Origin of the sequence: Curtobacterium sp. JUb34 (assembly GCF_003755065.1) — a bacterium.
GTDB lineage: Bacteria > Actinomycetota > Actinomycetes > Actinomycetales > Microbacteriaceae > Curtobacterium.
Genome location: NZ_RJVH01000001.1, coordinates 142,099 through 161,272, shown reverse-complemented (window position 1 = coordinate 161,272; position 19,174 = coordinate 142,099). Strand labels below are relative to the sequence as shown.

Below are 19,174 nucleotides of genomic sequence, written 5' to 3'. Positions count from 1 at the left end.
CACCGGCGTGCGCCGACGCCCGGTCCCGGTACCCCGGGCACGTGCAGCGATCGTCCAGGTGAGCGCGATGACCTCGGCTCCATGAGTCTCGACATCGTCTACACCGCAGCCGCCCACGCCACCGGAGGCGGCCGCGACGGGCACGTCCGCAGTGAGGACGACCGGCTCGACCTGGACACCCGCCCGCCCAAGGAGATGGGTGGCAGCGGCGAGGGCACCAACCCCGAGCAGCTGTTCGCCGCCGGGTACGCCGCGTGCTTCCTCGGCGCCCTGCACGCTGCGGGCAAGGAGCTCGACCTCGACACCACCGGTGCCGAGGTCTCCGCCGAGGTCGGCATCGGCGGCACCGGCAACGGCGCCTTCGGCCTGGCGGTCGAACTCGACGTCTACGCCCCGGCCGCCCCGCAGGAGCAGCGCCAGCGCCTGGCCGAGCGTGCGCACGAGATCTGCCCGTACTCGAACGCCACCCGCGGCAACATCACCGTCACGCTGTCGATCGTCGACTAGCGTTCCGGCGTGGTCACCGACGAGACGCGCTGCCCCTGCCTGAGCGGCAACCCCTACGGCGAGTGCTGCGGCCCCCTGCACGGCGGCGCGGCCGCGCCGACCGCGGAGCGCCTCATGCGCTCCCGCTTCAGCGCGTTCGCACTGGGCCTGCCCGAGTACCTGCTGCTCACCTGGCACCCGCGCACCCGACCGGCGGGTCTCGAGTTGGACCCGTCCCAGCGCTGGACCCGGTTGGACGTCCTGACGACGACCTCGGGAGGCCCGTTCGACTCCCGGGGCACGGTCGCGTTCCGCGCGTGGTGGCGTTCCGACGACGAGCGCGGCACGCTCGAGGAGACGAGCGAGTTCGTCCGCGAGCAGGGACGATGGTTCTACGTGGACGGGGTCGTCGCCTGACGGCTCCGCACCGCGCCAGCTGACAGGAGTCGACATGCCCGAACGCGACCTCACCCGCTTCGGTGACCGGACCACGGCTGCCGAGGTCGTCGACGGCCTCGACCTGACCGGACGCACAGCGATCGTCACCGGCGGCGCGTCCGGCATCGGTGTGGAGACCGCTCGAGCACTCGCCGGAGCCGGGGCCCGCGTGACGCTCGCCGTGCGGGATGTCGACGCCGGCCGACGGGTCGCGGACGACATCGCTCGGACGACGGGGGCGGAAGCACCGGCCGTCGTCGAACTGCACCTGGACCGCCCGGCTTCCGTCGAGGCCTTCACCGCAGCGTGGTCGGGGCCGCTCGACGTGCTCGTCGCCAACGCGGGCATCATGGACGCGCCCGAGTCGTACACGCCCGCCGGGTGGGAGTCGCAGTTCGCGACGAACCACCTCGGGCACTTCGCCCTCGCGCTCGGGCTGCACGACGCACTGGCCGCCTCGGGTTCGGCACGGATCGTCTCGGTGTCGTCGAGCGGACACGGCGGTTCGCCGGTCGTGTTCGACGACCTGTTCTTCCGCCGACGTCGCTACGAGCCCGGGCTCGCGTACGGGCAGTCGAAGACCGCCAACGTGCTGTTCGCCGTCGCTGCCGGCCGACGGTGGGCCGCCGACGGCATCACCGCGAACGCCCTGATGCCCGGCGGGATCTGGACCGGGCTGCAGAAGCACTGGGACCCGGAGGTCCTGGCCGCCACGAAGATCGCCGCGGCCGACGCGGTGAAGTCCCCGGAGCAGGGAGCCGCGACCTCGGTCCTGCTCGCCACCGCACCGGAGCTCGAGGGCATCACGGGGCGCTACTTCGAGGACTGCCACGAAGCAGCGGTGGTGGAGCGGATCGAGGACGGCCTGCACGGCGTGCTGCCCTGGGCGCTCGACCCGGACCAGGCCGACCGGCTGTGGGACGTGTCGGTCGCCCTGCTCGACGCCGAGGCGCGGTCCCGCGGCTGACCGCGGGGCGTCGGCTAGCTGCTGATGACGGCGGGCAGGCCGACGGCGGTGCGCATCGCACGGCGAACGGCGGCCTCGTCGGGGAGGAGTTCGTCCTCGTCACCGGTCAGGAAGAAACGGATCTGCCCGATGGCCTGCTCGGTGAGCATGTCGAGGCCGTTCAGCACCCGGCCGCCGGCATCGGCCCAGCGCGACGCGGCGGCGGTCGGCCACGGCTCGTAGGCGACGTCGAACAGCACGGCGTCCGACCCCGACGGCACCAGCTCGAGCGGGTCGGCCGCGCCGCCGGGCAGCGTCGACAGGACGAACCCGTGGCGGGTGCCGGGCAGGTCGGTGAGCGGCAGGACCTCGAGCGAGACGCCGAGCCGCACGGCCAGCTCCACGAGCGCGCCGCCCTTCGCGGTGTCGCGCAGGAACACCCGCACGAGCGACGCCCCGAGCCGCACCGCCGCCGTGAGGGCGCTCGCCGCGGTCGCCCCGCCACCGAGGATCGTCGCCTCGCCGGGCAGGTGTCCGAGGGCCTCGACCGGGCGGACGAGTCCCTGGACGTCGGTGTTGGCGCCCGCGCGGACGACGGCGGACCCCTCGCGTCGGAACGCGACCGTGTTCGCGACCCCGAGCTCGTCGACGAGCGGGGTCGTGCGGTCCAGGAGCGGCAGCACCTCGCGCTTGAGCGGCATGGTGAGACTCAGCCCGCGCCACTCGGGACCCAGCCCCGCGACGAACGCGTCGAGCCCGCCGGACGCGACCTCGTGCCTCCCGTACGACCACCCCAGCCCGAGTGCGGCGTAGGCCGCTTCGTGGAGCGTGGGGGAGAGCGAATGCGCGATGGGGGAGCCGAGCACCGCGAGGCGCGTGCGGTCTGGATCTGGGACGGCCACGGTCACCCAGCCTATCCAGCTGATTTCCTGTACGCCCCGTTAGGTTAGGCTACCCTTCGTGATCCGCTCATCCCTTCGTCTCCGACGTGTCCTCGCCGCTGCGGGTGCCGTCGTCGCAGCCTCCCTCGTCCTCGCCGGCTGTGCCTCTGGCTCCGGTTCGTCCGAGTCGTCCTCGGCGTCGTCGTCCGACGGTGCCTTCCCGGTGTCCATCACCACGGCACTCGGCACCACGACGATCGACTCGCAGCCCAAGCGCGTCGTCGCACTCGGTTGGGGCGACGCCGAGACGGCCCTCGAACTCGGCGTGCAGCCGGTCGGTGCGAGCGACTGGCTCGCCTTCGGTGGCGACGGCGTCGGCCCGTGGCTCAAGGACGCCTACACGAAGTCGCCGAAGATCATCCAGACGCTCGAGCCCAGCTACGAGGACATCCTCAAGCTGAACCCGGACCTGATCCTCGACGTGAAGTCGTCGGGCGACAAGGACCGCTACGACAAGCTGTCCGCGATCGCGCCGACCGTCGCGATCCCGAAGGGCGGCGAGAACTACCTCGCCTCGACCGAGCAGCAGACCACGATGATCGCGAAGGCGCTCGGCAAGGAGTCCGAGGGCAAGAAGCTGCTCTCCGACCTCGACGACGCCTACGCCGCGGCCCGCAAGGCCCACCCGGACTTCGAGGGCAAGTCCGCCGTCGTCGGCGCGTACAGCTCCGAGGGCTTCGGCGCGTACGCCTCCACCGACAGCCGCTCGTCGTTCATGAAGAACCTCGGGTTCACGATCCCGTCGGCCATCGACAAGGAGGCCGGCAAGGCGTTCTCCGTCACGCTGTCCGACGAGAACCTCGACCTGCTCGACGCCGACCTGACCCTGGTGCTGCCGATCTACGTCGACGCGTCGAAGGCCGAGTCGGACCCGCTGTTCCAGAAGGTGCCGTCGGTCGAGGCCGGCCACTACATCGTGTTCGACGACAAGGACGTGTCGTCGGCGTTCTCGATGGGCACGACCGCTGCGATCGAGTGGGCGCTCGACAAGCTGCCCGCGCAGTTCGAGGACAAGCTCGGCTGACCTGGACTGACCTGTTCTCCACCGCGAAAGCGACAGGGTGCCGCCGATGTTCGGCGGCACCCTGTCGCTTTCGCGGGGTGTTCGGGGCTGACGGTGTAGTCGGAACGACTCAGACCGGGAAGCTCGAGCCGAGCAGCGCGAACAGCAGGGCGATCAGGGGGAGTGTGCCCTGCTTGAACGCCGAGTTGAGGTACTTGCGGCCGGAGCCGACCAGGATCACCGCGGCGCCGAGCATGCTCGCGGTCGAGAACACCACGAGGGTCCAGCCGGTCACGGTGTTGCCCGCGAGCACCAGCACGACACCGAGGATCGCCCCGATCGCCAGGAACAGGTTGTAGAACCCCTGGTTGAACGCGAGGGAGCGGGTCGCGTCGGCCTCGGTCTCGGACGCGATGCCGAACACCTTGCGGGCGCGTGGACTCGTCCAGATGATGGATTCGAGGAACCAGATGTACACGTGGACGAGGCCAGCGAGGACCGCACACACGCCCGAGATCACGAGCAAGACCGACATGTGCTCATTCTCGCAGGCGTCGGCAGGGTTCGGCTGCGCGTCCGCCAGTAGGCTCGGGGCATGAGCGACGACGTCACCCCGCCCGAGCCCGAAGCGACGGCCGTCGCCGAACTCCGGAGCATCCGGCAGAGCATCGACAACATCGACGCCGCCGTCATCCACATGCTCGCCGAGCGCTTCAAGTACACGCAGCGGGTGGGGCACCTGAAGGCCGAATCGGGCATGCCCGCCGCGGACCCGGACCGCGAACAGGTCCAGGTCGCACGGCTCCGGAGCCTCGCCGCCGAGGCGCACCTCGACCCCGCCTTCGCCGAGAAGTTCCTCAACTTCATCGTCGCCGAGGTCATCCACCACCACGAGCGCATCGCCGGACGCGACGAATGAGCGTCGACCTGCCGACCCTGCTCGTCGGTTCCTACACGGCCACCGGTGGCGGGAACGCGACCGGTGTCTCCCTGGTCGACGGCGGCGCTGCCCGCGCGGGCGCTCGTACCGTCGCGGTGCTCGACGACCCCTCGTTCCTCGCCGTTTCGGGCGACCGTGTCTACGCCGTGTCCGAGACGAACGAGGGCGGCGTCTCCGCCTTCCGGCTGCAGAACGGCGCGCTCGAACACCTGTGGGACGCCTCCGCCGGCGGTGACGCCCCGTGCCACGTGCGGGTCGACCCGTCCGGGGCGCTCGTCGTCACCAACTACGTCTCCGGCACGGTGACCGCCATCTCGCTCGCGGCGGCCGAGTCGTTCTCCGCCTCGGTGCTCGCGAGCGACGGCGTCGTCCTGCCCGCCGACGGCGTGCACGGACGGACCGACCGGCTCGCCGTCCCCGCCTCCGCGATCGCGGTCGCGACGCTCCCCGCCGGCACCGGCCCGGTGCAGGACCGGCAGGACGCGCCGCACGCCCACCAGTCCGTGGCGACGCCGGACGGCACCGTGCTCGTCGCGGACCTCGGCGGCGACGCGCTGCACGAGTTCCGCGTGACCGTGTCGGCCGACGGCGTCCCCACGATCGAGCCGTTGCGCGTGCACCACGTGGCGGCCGGTGTCGGTCCGCGGCACCTGGCCTGGTACGCAGGCGACCTGTTCGTCGCCGGTGAGCTCGACGGCGCGGTCCACCGACTCCGCCGCGACGAGTCCGGATCGCTCGTCACGATCGCCTCGACCCCGACGTTCGAGGGAGCGGTGGGGGAGTCGCTCCTCAGCCACATCGAGGTCGACGACGCCGGACTCGTGACCGTCGCCGTCCGTGGCCGCGACCGGATCGTGGTGCTCGACGCCGCCGACGGTGGGCTCGCGCTCATCGGGTCCGCGTCGTGCGGCGGCGCCTGGCCACGGCACTTCGCCCGGGTGCCCGGGTACGTGCTCGTCGCGAACGAACGGTCGGACGCCATCGCTGTGCTGCCGGTCGGTACGGACGGCGTGCCGGGCGAGGCCGTCGAGCAGATCGCCGTCGGCACCCCGGCCTGCATCGTCACGCTCTGAGCGCCCGAGCGCCCGAGCGCCTGAGCGCCTGAGCGCCTGACGGCTGCGTGCGGTTGCCTGCCCGACGCCGCTTCGGCGCCGGTTCGGCGCGGGCGGGTCTAGCGCTCGATCAGGTTCTCGAACGGGCGACCGTCGGCCAGCGCGGCGACCTGTCGGCGCATCAGCTCGATCGACCGCGGGACGCTCAGGTCGGTGTTGCCCCCGACGTGCGGCGTCAGCACCGTGTTCGGGGTCGTCCACAGCGGGTGGCCGTCCGTGAGGGGCTCCGGGTCGGTGACGTCGAGTGCCGCGAACAGCCGCTCGGACTGCAGCTCCGCCACGAGTGCATCGGTGTCGACGACCTTGCCGCGGGCGACGTTCACCACCAGGGCGCCGTCGGGGAGGGCAGCCAGGAGCTCGGCGTCGACCAGCCGTTCGGTCTCGTCCGTCAGCGGCGCGATGAGCACCAGGACATCCGTCGTCGGCGCCAGTTCCAGCAGCTCGCCGAACGCGTGCACGTGGCGGCCGTCCTGCTCGCGAGCGGTGCGCGCCACCACCGTCACCTCGGTGCGGAACGCCTCGAAGCGGGTGGCGATCGCGGAGCCGATCGCGCCGTACCCGACGACCGTGACCCGGCGGTCGGCCAGCGAGCGGGTCTCCCGAGCGTCCCAGACGCCGTTCGCGCGGTCGGCCTGGAACGCCGAGATCTCCCGCAGCGAGGTCAGCGCCAACCCGACGGCGAGCTCGGCGGTCTCGTCGTCGTGGATGCCCCGACCGTTCGCCAGCTGGGCGTGACCGGGCACGTGCGGCACCGCGTGCTCGTAGCCGGCGCTCGGGAGCTGCAGGAGCTCGAGCGCCGGCAGGTCGTGCACGAACTGCCAGCGGTGCCGTCCACCGAAGTAGAACGGCAGGAACGTGATGGCGACGTCGTCCGGGCGACCGTACGGCGCCTCGACGTCCCACACGTCCAGCTCGATGCCGTCCGGCACGGGGCCGAACCGGTCGACGAGTTCCGCGAAGGGCAGGGTGACGATGGGCACGCGGTGTCCGCCGGGCCTAGGAGTCCGTGCGCGGCGAGAAGGCACCGTCGGAATCGAGCGGCCCGCGGCCGACGTACCCCTCGGTGACGTCCTCGACGATCACGTCGCCGAAGCGGGCCGGCAGCGTCGCGTTGTGCGTGCCGCGGAGCTCGTCCAGCGTCGCCGTGAACGCACCCTGGACCTCGAGCGCGTTCGACGTGGCGTCGGTCACGCCGATGCGCAGGACCGGGAAGCCCCGGCCGTCGCACAGGCCCTGGAAGCGGACGTCGTCCTCGCGCCGGACGGTCACGATGACGCGACCGGTCGACTCGGAGAACAGCGCGGTCGCCGTGTCGACGCCGTCGCGCGACTCGAGCTCGTCGAGCACCACGCGGGCGCCGAGACCGAAGCGGAGCACCGACTCGGCGAGCGACTGGCCGAGGCCACCGTCCGCCAGGTCGTGCGCGCTCGTCAGTAGCTGCTCGCCGCTCGCCGCGAAGAGCAGCTCGGCGAGCTCCTTCTCGCGCCCGAGGTCCACCGCCGGCGGGCGACCGCCGAGGTGTCCGTGCACCGTGCCGGCCCAGGCCGACCCGTCGAGCTCGAGGCTCGTCGTGCCGAGCAGGTAGATGTTGTGGCCGTCGTCCTGCCAACCCGACGGGACGCGCTTGGCGACGTCGTCGATGACACCGAGCACACCGACGACCGGGGTCGGGTGGATCGGGGTGGTGCCGGTCTGGTTGTAGAACGACACGTTGCCGCCGGTGACCGGGATGCCGAGCTCCATGCAGCCGTCGGCCAGGCCCTCGACCGCCTCGGAGAACTGCCACATGACCTCGGGGTTCTCGGGGGAGCCGAAGTTCAGGCAGTCGGTGACCGCGGCGGGGACGGCACCGGTGACGGCGACGTTCCGGTACGCCTCGGCCAGGGCCAGGCGCGCACCCTGCTTCGGGTCGAGCTGGCAGTAGCGGCCGTTGGCGTCGGTCGCGATCGCGACACCGAGCCCGGTCTCCTCGTCGACGCGGATCATGCCGCCGTCGTCGGGGAAGGAGAGCGCGGTGTTGCCGAGCACGTAGGTGTCGTACTGGTTCGTGACCCAGTTCTTCGACGACAGGTTCGGCGAACCGAGCAGGCTGAGGAACTGCGCCTTGAGCGCGGGGCCGTCGGCCGGCCGGTCGAGCGAGGCAGCGGTGTCGGCCTGCAGCGCGTCGATCCAGGTCGGGTAGGCGACCGGGCGGTCGTAGACCGGGCCGTCGACGGCGACGGTGCGCGGGTCGACGTTCACGATCTCCTGGCCCTGCCAGTCGATGACGAGACGGCCGGTGCCGGTGACCTCGCCCAGGACGCTGGTCTCGACCTCCCACTTGCCGACGACGCTCAGGAACTCGTCGAGCTTGTCGGGGCGGACGACCGCCATCATGCGCTCCTGGCTCTCCGACATCAGGATCTCTTCGGCCGTGAGCGTGGGGTCGCGCAGCAGGACGTCGTCGAGCGAGATGTGCATGCCGCCGTCGCCGTTGCTCGCGAGCTCGGACGTGGCGCAGGAGATGCCCGCGGCGCCGAGGTCCTGGATGCCCTCGACCAGTTCCTTCTGGAACAGCTCGAGGCAGCACTCGATCAGGACCTTCTCGGCGAAGGGGTCACCGACCTGGACGGCGGGACGCTTGGTCGGGCCGCCCTCGGTGAAGGTGTCGGACGCCAGGATCGATGCGCCGCCGATGCCGTCGCCACCGGTGCGGGCACCGAACAGCACGACCTTGTTGCCGGCGCCGGACGCGTTCGCCAGGTGCAGGTCCTCGTGCCGCAGGACACCGACCGCCAGGGCGTTGACCAGCGGGTTGCCCTGGTACACCGGGTCGAAGTACGTCTCGCCGCCGATGTTCGGCAGGCCGAGGCAGTTGCCGTAGAACGAGATGCCGCCGACGACGCCGTGCACGACGCGTGCGGTGTCCTCGTGGTCGATCGCGCCGAAGCGGAGCTGGTCCATGACGGCGACCGGGCGTGCGCCCATCGAGATGATGTCGCGGACGATGCCGCCGACACCGGTCGCGGCGCCCTGGTACGGCTCGACGTAGGACGGGTGGTTGTGCGACTCGACCTTGAAGGTCACCGCCCAGCCGTTCCCGACGTCGACGACACCGGCGTTCTCGCCCATGCCGACCATCAGGTTCTTCGTCATCTCCGGCGTGACCTTCTTGCCGAACTGACGGAGGTAGTTCTTCGAGGACTTGTAGGAGCAGTGCTCGGACCACATGACGGAGTACATCGCCAGCTCGCCCGAGGTGGGGCGGCGGCCGAGGATCTCCTTGATGCGGGCGTACTCGTCCGGCTTCAGGCCGAGCGCGTCGTACGGCTGGTCCTTGTCGGGAGTCGCCGCGGCATCCTGCACGGTGTCGGGCTTCGGGCGCACGTAAGTCGTCACGGTGTTGTCGTTCCCTGTCACTGGAGTCGCGGTCGTCACTTGACGAGCGTCGACTCGATCACGGAGGTGAAGAAGGTGAGGCCGTCCGTGCCGGAGGCCATGGCAGCGGCGGTGTCCGGGCCGAAGCCGGGCTCGGTCGCGTGCTCGGGGTGCGGCATCAGGCCCACGACGTTGCCGCGCTCGTTCGAGACGCCGGCGATGTCGTCGATCGACCCGTTGGGGTTCACGCCCACGTAGCGGAAGACGACCTGGCCGTTGTCCTCGATGCGCTTGATCTCGTCGGCGTCGGCGACGAACCGGCCGTCGGCGTTCTTGAGCGGGATCGTGATCTCCTGCTGCGCGGTGAACCCCGAGGTCCAGGCCGTCGAGGTGGTCTCGACGCGGAGCTTCTGGTCGCGGCGGATGAACTGCTGGTGCGCGTTGCGGGTGTGGGCCCCGGGGACCAGACGGGCCTCGGCCAGCATCTGGAAGCCGTTGCAGATGCCGAGCACGGGCATGCCCTTGCCAGCGGCGTCGATGACCTCGGCCATGATCGGCGCCTTCGCGGCGATCGCACCGGCGCGCAGGTAGTCGCCGTACGAGAACCCGCCGGGCAGCACGATCGCGTCGACGCCCTGCAGATCGTGGTCGCCGTGCCAGAGCGCGACGGGGTCGGCGCCGGCGAGACGGACCGCGCGCTGGGCGTCGCGGTCGTCGAGCGAGCCGGGGAAGGTGATGACGCCGATGCGCATCCGGGTCACTGGCCTTCGACGGTCACGGAGACGACGTCCTCGATGACCGCGTTCGAGAAGACGTCGGCGGCGATGTCGCGGACCTCGGCCAGCTTGGCGTCGTCGACGGGGCCGTCGACGGTCACCTCGAAACGCTTGCCGATGCGGACGTTGGTCAGGTCGGCCTTGCCCAGGCGTGCGAGGGCGTTGCCCACCGCCTTGCCCTGGGGGTCGAGGATCTCAGCCTTGGGCATGACCTCGACGACGATCGTTGGCACGTGTTCTCTCCAGCACTTCAGGGGTGGGGGGACGCGACCAGTCTACGGGGCGCGCGCGACACGCCGGGACGGATCCGGGCCTCCTGTGGAGGGCGGGCTGTGCGTTTGCTCACGTGTGTTCCCCTCCGTATATTCGAAGTCGAATAGTCCAGTCCGAAGACGGCCGCATCGATCAGCCAGGAGGCACGGATGGCGTCGCTCACACCGCTCGCGTTCGCCGCGCTCGACCTGCTGAACGAGGCGCCGATGCACCCGTACGAGATGTTCCAGACGATGCTCCACCGGCAGGAGGAGCGGAACGTCAAGGTCCGCCCGGGCACCTTGTACCACCAGGTCGGCCGCCTCGCCGAACTCGGGTTCGCCCAGGTCGTGGGCACCGACCGCGACGGTAACCGCCCGGAGCGCACCACCTACACGATCACCGACGCCGGCCGCGCAGCGCTCGCCGACGGCCTCCGCCGCATGGTGGCCGAGCCCGCCGACGAGTACCCGGAGTTCCACCTGGCGCTCTCCGTCCTCGAAAACCTGCCGCAGGCCGAGGCGGTCGATGCCGTCCGGGCACGGATCGTCGCGCTCGAACGGGAGCGCGACGACTACGACGAGGCGCTCCAGCGCGTGCACGCCAAGCAGCTCACCGAGCGCTACTGGCTCGACGTGTCGTACGTCCGTGCGATGCTCGCCGCGCAGATCGAGTGGCTCAGCACCACCGTCGACCGCATCGCCAGCGGCGACCTCCCCTGGGACGGCCCGGCCGTCCCCGCAGACACTGACTTCCCCACGAACAGCAAGGACACCACTCGATGACCACCGTCACGCCTCCGCGGACGACCGAGAAGAAGCCGTGGCCCGCCCTCTGGGCGCTCGTCGTCGGCTTCTTCATGATCCTCGTCGACTCGACCATCGTGTCGGTCGCCACCCCCACCATCGCCCAGAAGCTCGACGCGGACATCAACGCCGTGATCTGGGTGACGAGCGCGTACCTGCTCGCCTACGCCGTGCCGCTGCTCATCACGGGCCGGCTCGGTGACCGCTTCGGCCCGAAGGTCATGTACCAGATCGGCCTCGTGGTCTTCACGCTCGCCAGCCTGTGGTGCGGCCTGGCCGGCTCGATCGAGGTGCTCATCGTCGCCCGCGTCGTGCAGGGCCTCGGCGCCGCGATGATGAGCCCGCAGACGATGTCCGTCATCACGCGCATCTTCCCGCCGCAGAAGCGCGGCGCGGCGATGGGTCTCTGGGGCGCCGTCGCCGGTGTCGCCTCGCTCGTCGGCCCGATCGTCGGCGGCCTGCTCGTCGACGGCTTCGGGTGGGAGTGGATCTTCTTCGTGAACGTCCCCGTGGGTGTCGTCGCGTTCGTCCTGGCGCAGCGCTTCGTACCGTCGTTCGACCGCCACGGCCACCGCTTCGACTACCTCGGGATCTTCCTGTCCGCGGTCGGTCTGTTCCTGCTCGTGTTCGGCATCCAAGAGGGCGAGACCTACGACTGGGGCGCCATCGCCGGCCCGATCTCGGTGTGGGGCCTGATCATCGCCGGCCTGGTCGTCCTCGCCGGGTTCGTGGTCTGGCAGGGCACCCAGAAGGGCGAGCCGCTGCTGCCCCTCGGCCTGTTCAAGGAACGCAACTTCACGCTCGCCAACGTCGCCATCACGGCCGTCGGTGTCGCGATCGCCTCGTTCGCCCTGCCGATCATGCTCTGGGCGCAGGACGTCCTGCGCTTCTCGCCGACCCAGGCTGCGCTGCTCCTCGTGCCGCAGGCCGTGCTGTCCGCCGGCCTCGCCCCGCTCGTCGGCAAGAACCTCAACCGCTGGAACCCGCGCTGGGTCGCCGCGTTCGGCCTCGCCTGCTTCTCGGCCGGGCTGTTCTGGTTCGGCGCCCTGCTGTCGTCGAGCGCCGACTGGGGATGGGTGCTCCTGCCGAGCGCGCTCCTCGGCATCGCGAACGCCTGCATGTGGGGCCCGCTGTCCGTCTCGGCGACCCGCAACCTGCCGCCGAAGCTGGCCGGTGCCGGCTCGGGCGTCTACAACACCACGCGGCAGATCGGTGCGGTCCTCGGGTCGGCCGGCATCGCCGCGCTGATGGAGGCCCGGATCACCGCGAACTTCCCGTCCTCGACCGGCGGGGTGTCCGCGGGCGGAGCCGAGCAGCAGGTCGGCGCGCTGCCGGGTGCACTGCTCGAGCCGTTCTCGCGGGCCATGGGCGAGTCGCTGTTCCTGCCGGCGATCGTGCTCATCGCGGCGATCGTGGCGGCGCTGTTCCTGGCGAAGCCGAAGCAGACCGTCGCCTGGCAGCAGACCGGTGGCGTGACCACTCAGCCGGGCGCCGAGGGCACTGCCCCGACCGAGGGTGACGCGAAGCCGACCGCGCACGGCGCGCACGCTGCGGCCGCTGCTCCGGCGACGCCCGAGGCCGAGCTCGCGGGCATCGACCACCACGGCAAGCACGCCGACGCCTGACCCGCGCCGACCACACGGGCCCCGGGCTGCTCACACGAGCGGCCCGGGGCTCGCGTGCGTCCGGGGTCGCGGCGTGGTCGTTGCGGCCGCGGGGTTGCGACACCGTCGATGTCGTACGACAACGGTCTCGTCGCTGCCCCGCGTCGGCAACGGTTGCGGCCGCGGGGTTGCGACACCGTCGATGTCGTACGACGTCGACGATGTCGTTCCGGGTCAGCGCCGCCGCCGCCCGCCCCGCGCTCACCCGCGGCGCCGCAGGTGCGCCCGCGTCAGCTCGTCGATCTGCTCGTCGGTCAGGGCGTCGACGGCGTGGGCCTCGCGGCGGTCGGTCCGCTGCCACCGGATGAACAGCGAGATGAGCACGGGGATGTCCGCCACCTCGGCGATGAACCACAGCAGGTCGCCCGCCAGGTGCTGATCGCGCAGCGGGGACGGGAACCACGGCTGCCCGACCGCCTGCACCACCGAGCCGTCGAGCACGTGGTTCGTGATCCGCAGCACGATGCCCGGCACCGCGTCGATCATCAGCTCGACGAACGCGAGCAGGAACTCCGCGGTGACGAACGTCGACGACCGCAGCACCCCGGGCTCGGACAGCGGGGCGAGCAGTCCGAAGCCGAGCGCCGGCACCGTCACCGTGATGACAACGGCCCAGACGGACGATTCCCGCAGCGTCGCCGCGAACGGTGTCAGCAACAGGCCGAACAGGACGAGGGCGACCAGCGGCGCGACGATCGCGTTGCCGAGCAGGCGCACTGGACGCGACCGCATGGCGGCGTCGGCGGCGTGCGCGAGGTGATCCGGGCCTCCTGTCCGGAGCAACGACACGGGCGCACCGAGCGCGGCGAAGGTGGGGACCGCGAAGAAGAGCAGGGCGGACCGCAGGACGAACGCCCACCGCAGCTGCTGGTCGTACACGCCGACGATGCCGAACTGCAGGATGCCGAACAACGCCAGCGCCGCGACGAAGGCGAGGGTGCGCCACCAGGGCCAGCGTGCGCCGCGACGTGCGGCGCCGACCACCCACCAGCCGTAGGCGACCGCGGCGACGACGATCATCACCGCTGACAGGGGGTCGAACCGCCAGGTGCTCCAGAACTCGGGTGTCGACGGCGTCGGGTGCCTCCTGCGGATCGGCCTCGTGCCATCCTCTGCCCGGCGTGTGTGCCGGCGCAGACCCGAGCGGCCCCGATCGGTGAGAACCGGTTCAGATCCGGGTGACGCCCCTGGCCGGCGTGGTCCGCGAGAGCAACCACACCCCGATCGGAACGGCCACGGCGCCGACGACCGCGACCCCGAACGACAGGTGCAGCTGCATCACGAGGAACGCCGGACCGATCGTGCAGACCGCCGCGACGGCGACGACGGGCCACGACGGACGGTCGGCCGAGGGCAGCAGGCGGGGGAGCGGGCGGTCGAACCAGCGCAGCGCCCGAGCGACCCCGAGCGCGACGGCGAGCACCACGACCAGTGCGACGACACGGGACGCCCACCACGGACCGGGGCCCGGCGTCGGGAACGGCACCCCCATCAGCAGGGCGACCCCGTTCAACGCGATGAAGAGCGGCAGGTGCCACAGGTAGATGGTCATGCCGTCCCGACCGAGCACGAACACGGCGCCGAGCGCGGCCCTGGTGCGCATCAGGCGGGTGAGCGGGGCGTGCACGAGCTGGACCAGGCAGGCCTGTGCGATCGCGAGGAACGCCAGCGGGAGCATCGGCGGGTTGAGGTCCTGCAGCATGTCCGGTGCCCACAGCCCGATCGAGGTCATCGGGACGAGCAGGGCGTAGGCGACGACCGCCACCGCGAGCAGGAGCGCCTTCGACCGCCGCGCGAACCAGCCGTCGGCCCAGAGGAACCCGAGCTGCTGGGCGAAGAGCCACACCGGTCCGAGGTTGAGCAGTCCGACCTCGGCGACCCCGGTGGCCAGGCGGACCGCGTCGACCGCTCCGGCGAGCAGCAGCAGGACGCCGAGGGTGGCCCACGGTGCCCGCTCGTGCAGGCGCATCATCAGTGGCACGCAGCTCTGCGTGATGCCGTACGCGGCGAGGAACCAGAGTGGCGAACCGATGCCGAACGCGACCTCGGCGAGGAGGTCCGGCGGGGTGCCGGCAGCGGTCGCCACCCCGAGCCCGAGTGCGAGGAACACGAAGAGCGGGACCGCCGGCCGGAACAGGCGCACCAGCCGGGTGGCCAGGTAGTCGCGCGCGGGGCTCGGTGCACCGCGGGCGACGGTGCTGCGCCAGCCGGTCGCGCTCGCGAAGCCGCCGACCACGAAGAAGAGGGGCATCACCTGCCCGACCCAGGTGACGGCGACGTACCACGGGAGCTCCTGCAGGGGGCTCGTCACCCGCACCCCCTGGTCGTCGGCGGCGACGCCGACCATCGTGACGTGCACAACGACGACGAGGACGACGCAGGCCGTCCGGATGAGGTCGACGACCAGGTCCCGCTTCGCGATGATCCCCCGGACGTCCGGTGCGCTGTTCGCCTGTTCAGGCAGACCTTGGCTCGTGGACATGTCCGGACGCTAGCGTGCGGAACGGTCGGTCCAGGGTCGTCCCAGCTGATCGCGACCGGATCGTGACACTTCGTATTCCGGTAGCGGCATGCGTCATCGCGCTGACCGTCGGCAGAAGCTCGTGTACAGTGGCCACATTGTCTTGATTCCTGCAAAAGAAAGGCTCAGCATGGACGCCGACGCCGATCTGCTCCGCACCTCGGGCCTCCGGGTGACGACGCCGCGACTCGCGGTACTGCGCGCGACCGAGTCGATGCCGCACGCCACCGCCGACGACATCGTCACGGCACTCACCGCCGAACTCCCGACGACCAGCCACCAGGCCGTCTACGGGGTCCTCGCCGCACTCACCGGCGTCGGGCTCGTCCGACGCATCGAGCCGGCAGGCAGCCCCGCGCGCTACGAGCGACGGACCGGGGACAACCACCACCACATCGTCTGCACGCTGTGCGGCGCGATCGAGGACGTCGACTGCGCTGTCGGACACTCGCCCTGCCTGACCCCGTCGGACGCGCACGGCTTCGCCGTCACCACCGCCGAGGTCACCTACTGGGGCATCTGCGAGCGCTGCGCCGCGGCCGAGCGCGACGACGCGGGCGCAGACGCCCCAGACGCAGGCGCAAGCGCAGACGCCCCCGACGCCCCGCGCGTCCCCTGAACCACCCGAGCACCCCTGACCGAACCAACCGTTCCACCCAAGGAGGAACCGTGTCCGACCAGAACACGACCGGCACCCCGTCCGGCACCCCCACCACCACGACCAACTCCGGCGCTCCCGTCTCGAGCGACGAGCACTCGATGGGCGTCGGGGCCGACGGCCCCCTCGCGCTGCACGACCACTACCTGGTCGAGAAGCTCGCCCAGTTCAACCGCGAGCGCGTGCCGGAGCGCGTCGTCCACGCGAAGGGCGGCGGAGCGTTCGGTACCTTCACCGTCACGCAGGACATCAGCAAGTACACCCGCGCCGCGTTCCTGCAGCCGGGCCAGCAGACCGAGATGCTCACGCGCTTCTCGTCCGTCGCCGGCGAGCAGGGTTCGCCCGACACGTGGCGCGACCCCCGTGGCTTCGCGCTGAAGTTCTACACGTCCGAGGGCAACTACGACCTCGTCGGCAACAACACTCCGGTCTTCTTCATCCGCGACGGCATCAAGTTCCCCGACTTCATCCGCTCGCAGAAGCGTCTGCCCGGATCGCACCTGCGCGACCACGACATGCAGTGGGACTTCTGGACCCTGTCGCCGGAGTCGGCGCACCAGGTCACCTGGCTCATGGGCGACCGTGGCCTGCCGGCGAGCTGGCGCGAGATGGACGGCTTCGGGTCGCACACGTACCAGTGGATCAACGCCGAGGGCGAGCGCTTCTGGGTGAAGTACCACTTCCTGACCGAGCAGGGCCACAAGACCCTGACGCAGGAGGACGCCGACCGCATCGCCGGTGAGGACGCGGACTTCCACATCCGTGACCTGCACGCCGCGATCGAGCGTGGCGACTTCCCGCGCTGGACGCTCAAGGTGCAGATCATGCCCTACGCGGACGCCGAGTCGTACCGGTTCAACCCGTTCGACCTGACGAAGGTGTGGCCGCACGCCGACTACCCGCTCATCGAGGTCGGCACGATGGAGCTCAACCGCAACCCGGAGAACTACTTCGCGCAGATCGAGCAGGCGACGTTCGCGCCGTCGAACTTCGTGCCCGGCATCGCGGCGAGCCCCGACAAGATGCTCCTGGCGCGCATCTTCAGCTACGCGGACGCCCACCGCTACCGCGTCGGTACCAACCACGCGCAGCTGCCGGTGAACGCCCCGAAGAACGAGGTGCACTCGTACTCGAAGGACGGCGCCATGCGCTTCGACTTCCAGAAGTCCGAGGTGCCGGTGTACGCCCCGAACTCGCTCGGTGGCGCGCACGCCGACCCGACCGCGACCGACGACGTGCCCGGTTGGGAGTCGGACGGCGCGCTGCAGCGCTCCGCGGCGACCCTGCACCCGGAGGACGACGACTTCGGCCAGGCCGGCACGATGGTCCGCGAGGTCCTCGACGACGCCGCCCGTGAGCGCCTGGTCGGCAACATCGCCGGTCACGTCTCGAAGGTGACACGTGACGACCTGCGCGAGCGTGTCTTCGCGTACTGGACGAACGTCGACGCCGACCTCGGTGCGCGCGTGCGCGCCGCGGTCGTGCCGAGCGCGCCGGGTTCGAACGAGGACCCGGAGACGGTTGCGGTCGAGGCGTAAGCCCCGCTCCACCACCTGACGGACGGGAGGCACGGTGCCAGCTGGCACCGTGCCTCCCGTCCGTTCGTGGTCTGGCCCTAGACCTCCTGGCCGTTCAGCCAGATAGCGCCTGCCGGCCAGTCCTCGAGCGCTGCGGCCACCGGCCGCACCATCCAGCCGCCCTGTTCCGTGTTCGTGATGCCGGCGCCCTCGGCGGTGAACGCCGAGAAGGTGCCGACGACCTCCGGGAACTCGTGCCAGCCGAGCTTCGCGTAGAAGGGGATGCGGTTCTCGCCTGCGCCGAGGAAGCCGTACGGCACCGCGAGCCCGTCGAGCACGGCGTGGGTGCGCTCCATGAGCTCCCGGCCCTTGCCCGATCCCTGCAGCCGGGGCGACACGGCGACGAGACCGGTGTCGCCGACGAGCACGTCGCGCCCGCCGACCGTGATGAACATGCGGCGGATCCCGACGTGCGCCAGGACGACGCCGTCCTGGTCGCGGGCGAGGACCCGGCGCTCGGGCTGCATGCCGGACCAGCTGCGGCCGCCCACGTACCAGTGGGACCAGTCCGGGAACGCCTGCGCCAGCAGTGCTGCGATCGCTTCGTGGTCGGGGAGCGAGAGGGAGCTCTCCTCGACCACCTCCCACCGGATGTCATCAGTCACGCGTCCATCCTGCACGGATGTGGTGGAGGTCGTTGCGTTCGCTTGGTCCGCCAAAGCGACAGATTGCCGCGAACCGTTCGCAGCGATCTGTCGCTTTGGCGGGTGCCTCGCGCCGGGGTTGCGTGGATCTGTCGCTCTGGTGCACCCGATGAACCCATTTGGTTGACGCGTCAACCAAATGGGCGCACACTGGTGCCATGCACACGCAGGACCTCCTCGCCGCCGACACCGGGATGGGTGCCGTCACCCTCCGCGTCGCGAACCTCGACCGGATGATCGGCTACTACCGCGACGGCGTCCAGCTCGCGCTGCTCTCGAACGAGGGCGGCGTCGCCGTGCTGGGGCGACCGGGCGCCGGTGGTCTGGCGATCCCGATCGTGATCCTCGAGCACGCGCCGTCGATGCAGCACGCGTCCCCCCACGACGCCGGCCTGTTCCACACCGCGATCCTGTTCGACACCCGGGCAGACCTGGCCGCGGCGCTGTACTCGGTCGCGACGAAGTTCCCGCAGACCTTCACCGGCAGCGCCGACCACCTGGTGAGCAACGCGTTCTACTTCACCGATCCCGAGGGCAACGGCGTCGAGCTGTACTGGGACCGCGACCGCACCGAGTGGTCGTGGACGCACGGCATGGTCGACATGGACACGAAGTACGTCGACCCGAACGCGTTCCTGCAGGAGCACCTGACGCAGGACGCCCTGGACACCGCCGCGGCACGCCCGGGCAAGGTCGGCCACGTGCACCTGTCGGTCGGCGACGTGGCCAGCGCGAAGGCGTTCTACGTCGACAAGCTCGGCTTCGCGACGACGGCCGGGTGGGGTGAGGCCCTGTTCGTCAGCGCCGGCGGGTACCACCACCACATGGCGATGAACACCTGGAACTCCCGCGGGGCCGGGCGCCGCCAGCTCGCCCTCGGGCTCGGACTCGTGCGGATCGAAGTGCCGGGGGCCGACGACCTCGGCGCCCTCGTGTCACGCATGCACGACACCGGGGTGCAGACCGCCGACGACGGCCGGACGGTCGCGTTCGAGGACCCGTGGGCGAACCGCATCGAGGTGACCGCGCCCGGTCGCGGCTGACGAGCGGGTC

20 protein-coding genes are annotated in these 19,174 nt (G+C 71.0%); 11 read left to right on the top strand and 9 right to left on the bottom strand.

The genetic code is table 11. The annotated features are described in order from the left end of the window. Positions 1-81 precede the first annotated feature (81 nt). From EDF63_RS00765 to EDF63_RS00755, 3 genes are read left to right on the top strand one after another with little or no spacing between them, the layout of a single operon-like run. Positions 82-507 carry an organic hydroperoxide resistance protein gene (locus tag EDF63_RS00765; RefSeq protein WP_123310325.1) on the top strand — a complete coding sequence of 142 codons (426 nt, stop codon included), beginning with the start codon at positions 82-84 and terminating at the stop codon, positions 505-507. A gap of 9 nt (positions 508-516) precedes the next feature. Beyond that, the gene (locus EDF63_RS00760) at positions 517-903 is read left to right on the top strand and encodes a YchJ family protein (RefSeq protein WP_123310323.1); all 387 of its coding nucleotides are present in this window, start codon (positions 517-519) and stop codon (positions 901-903) included. A 34-nt stretch (positions 904-937) separates the two neighbouring features. Further along, positions 938-1,891, top strand: a complete 954-nt coding sequence (locus EDF63_RS00755; RefSeq protein ID WP_123310321.1) for an SDR family NAD(P)-dependent oxidoreductase — start codon at positions 938-940, stop codon at positions 1,889-1,891. Positions 1,892-1,905: 14 nt separating this feature from the next. On the opposite strand, the gene EDF63_RS00750 is transcribed toward EDF63_RS00755, so the two are convergent. Further along, positions 1,906-2,772, bottom strand: a complete 867-nt coding sequence (locus EDF63_RS00750) for a shikimate dehydrogenase (RefSeq protein ID WP_123312144.1) — start codon at positions 2,770-2,772, stop codon at positions 1,906-1,908. Between the two features lie 58 nt (positions 2,773-2,830). Between EDF63_RS00750 and EDF63_RS00745 the strand changes: the two genes are divergently transcribed. Then, positions 2,831-3,835, top strand: a complete 1,005-nt coding sequence (locus tag EDF63_RS00745; protein ID WP_123310319.1) for an iron-siderophore ABC transporter substrate-binding protein — start codon at positions 2,831-2,833, stop codon at positions 3,833-3,835. Between the two features lie 109 nt (positions 3,836-3,944). Here the strand turns inward: EDF63_RS00745 and EDF63_RS00740 are convergent, their stop codons facing one another. After that, positions 3,945-4,349 (bottom strand): DUF1304 domain-containing protein, encoded by a 405-nt coding sequence (locus tag EDF63_RS00740; protein WP_123310317.1) that lies wholly within the window; start codon positions 4,347-4,349, stop codon positions 3,945-3,947. A 60-nt stretch (positions 4,350-4,409) separates the two neighbouring features. Between EDF63_RS00740 and EDF63_RS00735 the strand changes: the two genes are divergently transcribed. Both EDF63_RS00735 and EDF63_RS00730 read left to right on the top strand, forming a co-directional pair. Next, positions 4,410-4,733, top strand: a complete 324-nt coding sequence (locus EDF63_RS00735; RefSeq protein ID WP_111085595.1) for a chorismate mutase — start codon at positions 4,410-4,412, stop codon at positions 4,731-4,733. After that, positions 4,730-5,827, top strand: coding sequence for a beta-propeller fold lactonase family protein (locus tag EDF63_RS00730; RefSeq protein ID WP_123310315.1), 1,098 nt, complete (start codon positions 4,730-4,732; stop codon positions 5,825-5,827). The genes EDF63_RS00735 and EDF63_RS00730 overlap by 4 nt, the downstream gene beginning before the upstream one ends. 98 nt (positions 5,828-5,925) lie before the next feature. On the opposite strand, the gene EDF63_RS00725 is transcribed toward EDF63_RS00730, so the two are convergent. The 4 genes from EDF63_RS00725 to purS are packed head-to-tail and all read right to left on the bottom strand — an operon-like array spanning position 5,926 to position 10,232. Continuing rightward, a complete protein-coding gene (locus EDF63_RS00725) occupies positions 5,926-6,846 on the bottom strand; it encodes a 2-hydroxyacid dehydrogenase (RefSeq protein WP_185021223.1) in 921 nt (306 codons plus the stop codon). A gap of 16 nt (positions 6,847-6,862) precedes the next feature. Beyond that, positions 6,863-9,244: a phosphoribosylformylglycinamidine synthase subunit PurL gene (gene purL / locus EDF63_RS00720; RefSeq protein ID WP_258373281.1), complete on the bottom strand. Its 2,382-nt coding sequence runs from the start codon at positions 9,242-9,244 to the stop codon at positions 6,863-6,865. Positions 9,245-9,279: 35 nt separating this feature from the next. Then, positions 9,280-9,975 (bottom strand): phosphoribosylformylglycinamidine synthase subunit PurQ, encoded by a 696-nt coding sequence (purQ, locus tag EDF63_RS00715; RefSeq protein WP_111085606.1) that lies wholly within the window; start codon positions 9,973-9,975, stop codon positions 9,280-9,282. Positions 9,976-9,980: 5 nt separating this feature from the next. Continuing rightward, entirely contained in the window at positions 9,981-10,232 is a 252-nt protein-coding gene (gene purS / locus EDF63_RS00710) for a phosphoribosylformylglycinamidine synthase subunit PurS (RefSeq protein ID WP_017886272.1), read from the bottom strand. A gap of 189 nt (positions 10,233-10,421) precedes the next feature. Here purS and EDF63_RS00705 point away from each other — a divergent pair, with 189 nt between their 5' ends. Next, complete coding sequence (locus EDF63_RS00705) at positions 10,422-11,036, top strand: PadR family transcriptional regulator (protein WP_123310311.1); 615 nt, start codon at positions 10,422-10,424, stop codon at positions 11,034-11,036. Next, a complete protein-coding gene (locus tag EDF63_RS00700) occupies positions 11,033-12,682 on the top strand; it encodes a DHA2 family efflux MFS transporter permease subunit (RefSeq protein ID WP_123310309.1) in 1,650 nt (549 codons plus the stop codon). The genes EDF63_RS00705 and EDF63_RS00700 overlap by 4 nt, the downstream gene beginning before the upstream one ends. Positions 12,683-12,922: 240 nt before the next feature. Here EDF63_RS00700 and EDF63_RS00695 read toward each other — a convergent pair whose 3' ends face one another. Continuing rightward, entirely contained in the window at positions 12,923-13,741 is an 819-nt protein-coding gene (locus EDF63_RS00695; protein WP_123310307.1) for a cytochrome c oxidase assembly protein, read from the bottom strand. 148 nt (positions 13,742-13,889) lie between these two features. Then, positions 13,890-15,203 carry an acyltransferase gene (locus EDF63_RS00690; RefSeq protein ID WP_123310305.1) on the bottom strand — a complete coding sequence of 438 codons (1,314 nt, stop codon included), beginning with the start codon at positions 15,201-15,203 and terminating at the stop codon, positions 13,890-13,892. Positions 15,204-15,372: 169 nt separating this feature from the next. Here EDF63_RS00690 and EDF63_RS00685 point away from each other — a divergent pair, with 169 nt between their 5' ends. Continuing rightward, complete coding sequence (locus tag EDF63_RS00685) at positions 15,373-15,861, top strand: Fur family transcriptional regulator (protein ID WP_260232908.1); 489 nt, start codon at positions 15,373-15,375, stop codon at positions 15,859-15,861. 50 nt (positions 15,862-15,911) lie between these two features. After that, a complete protein-coding gene (locus EDF63_RS00680; protein WP_123310303.1) occupies positions 15,912-17,438 on the top strand; it encodes a catalase in 1,527 nt (508 codons plus the stop codon). A gap of 77 nt (positions 17,439-17,515) precedes the next feature. Here the strand turns inward: EDF63_RS00680 and EDF63_RS00675 are convergent, their stop codons facing one another. Beyond that, positions 17,516-18,082 (bottom strand): GNAT family N-acetyltransferase, encoded by a 567-nt coding sequence (locus tag EDF63_RS00675; RefSeq protein WP_165901467.1) that lies wholly within the window; start codon positions 18,080-18,082, stop codon positions 17,516-17,518. 197 nt (positions 18,083-18,279) lie between these two features. On the opposite strand from EDF63_RS00675, the gene EDF63_RS00670 reads away from it, so the two are divergent. Further along, positions 18,280-19,164: a VOC family protein gene (locus EDF63_RS00670; protein WP_123310299.1), complete on the top strand. Its 885-nt coding sequence runs from the start codon at positions 18,280-18,282 to the stop codon at positions 19,162-19,164. Positions 19,165-19,174 lie beyond the last annotated feature (10 nt).

What these genes read in the sequence shown, in the direction of transcription:
- EDF63_RS00765 (WP_123310325.1), top strand. Translation starts at nt 82, where the DNA reads ATGAGTCTCGACATCGTCTACACCGCAGCCGCCCACGCCACCGGAGGC.
- EDF63_RS00755 (WP_123310321.1), top strand. Translation starts at nt 938, where the DNA reads ATGCCCGAACGCGACCTCACCCGCTTCGGTGACCGGACCACGGCTGCC.
- EDF63_RS00740 (WP_123310317.1), bottom strand. Translation starts at nt 4,349, where the DNA reads ATGTCGGTCTTGCTCGTGATCTCGGGCGTGTGTGCGGTCCTCGCTGGC.
- EDF63_RS00735 (WP_111085595.1), top strand. Translation starts at nt 4,410, where the DNA reads ATGAGCGACGACGTCACCCCGCCCGAGCCCGAAGCGACGGCCGTCGCC.
- EDF63_RS00730 (WP_123310315.1), top strand. Translation starts at nt 4,730, where the DNA reads ATGAGCGTCGACCTGCCGACCCTGCTCGTCGGTTCCTACACGGCCACC.
- purQ (WP_111085606.1), bottom strand. Translation starts at nt 9,975, where the DNA reads ATGCGCATCGGCGTCATCACCTTCCCCGGCTCGCTCGACGACCGCGAC.
- EDF63_RS00705 (WP_123310311.1), top strand. Translation starts at nt 10,422, where the DNA reads ATGGCGTCGCTCACACCGCTCGCGTTCGCCGCGCTCGACCTGCTGAAC.
- EDF63_RS00700 (WP_123310309.1), top strand. Translation starts at nt 11,033, where the DNA reads ATGACCACCGTCACGCCTCCGCGGACGACCGAGAAGAAGCCGTGGCCC.
- EDF63_RS00695 (WP_123310307.1), bottom strand. Translation starts at nt 13,741, where the DNA reads ATGATCGTCGTCGCCGCGGTCGCCTACGGCTGGTGGGTGGTCGGCGCC.
- EDF63_RS00690 (WP_123310305.1), bottom strand. Translation starts at nt 15,203, where the DNA reads ATGTCCACGAGCCAAGGTCTGCCTGAACAGGCGAACAGCGCACCGGAC.
- EDF63_RS00685 (WP_260232908.1), top strand. Translation starts at nt 15,373, where the DNA reads ATGGACGCCGACGCCGATCTGCTCCGCACCTCGGGCCTCCGGGTGACG.
- EDF63_RS00670 (WP_123310299.1), top strand. Translation starts at nt 18,280, where the DNA reads ATGCACACGCAGGACCTCCTCGCCGCCGACACCGGGATGGGTGCCGTC.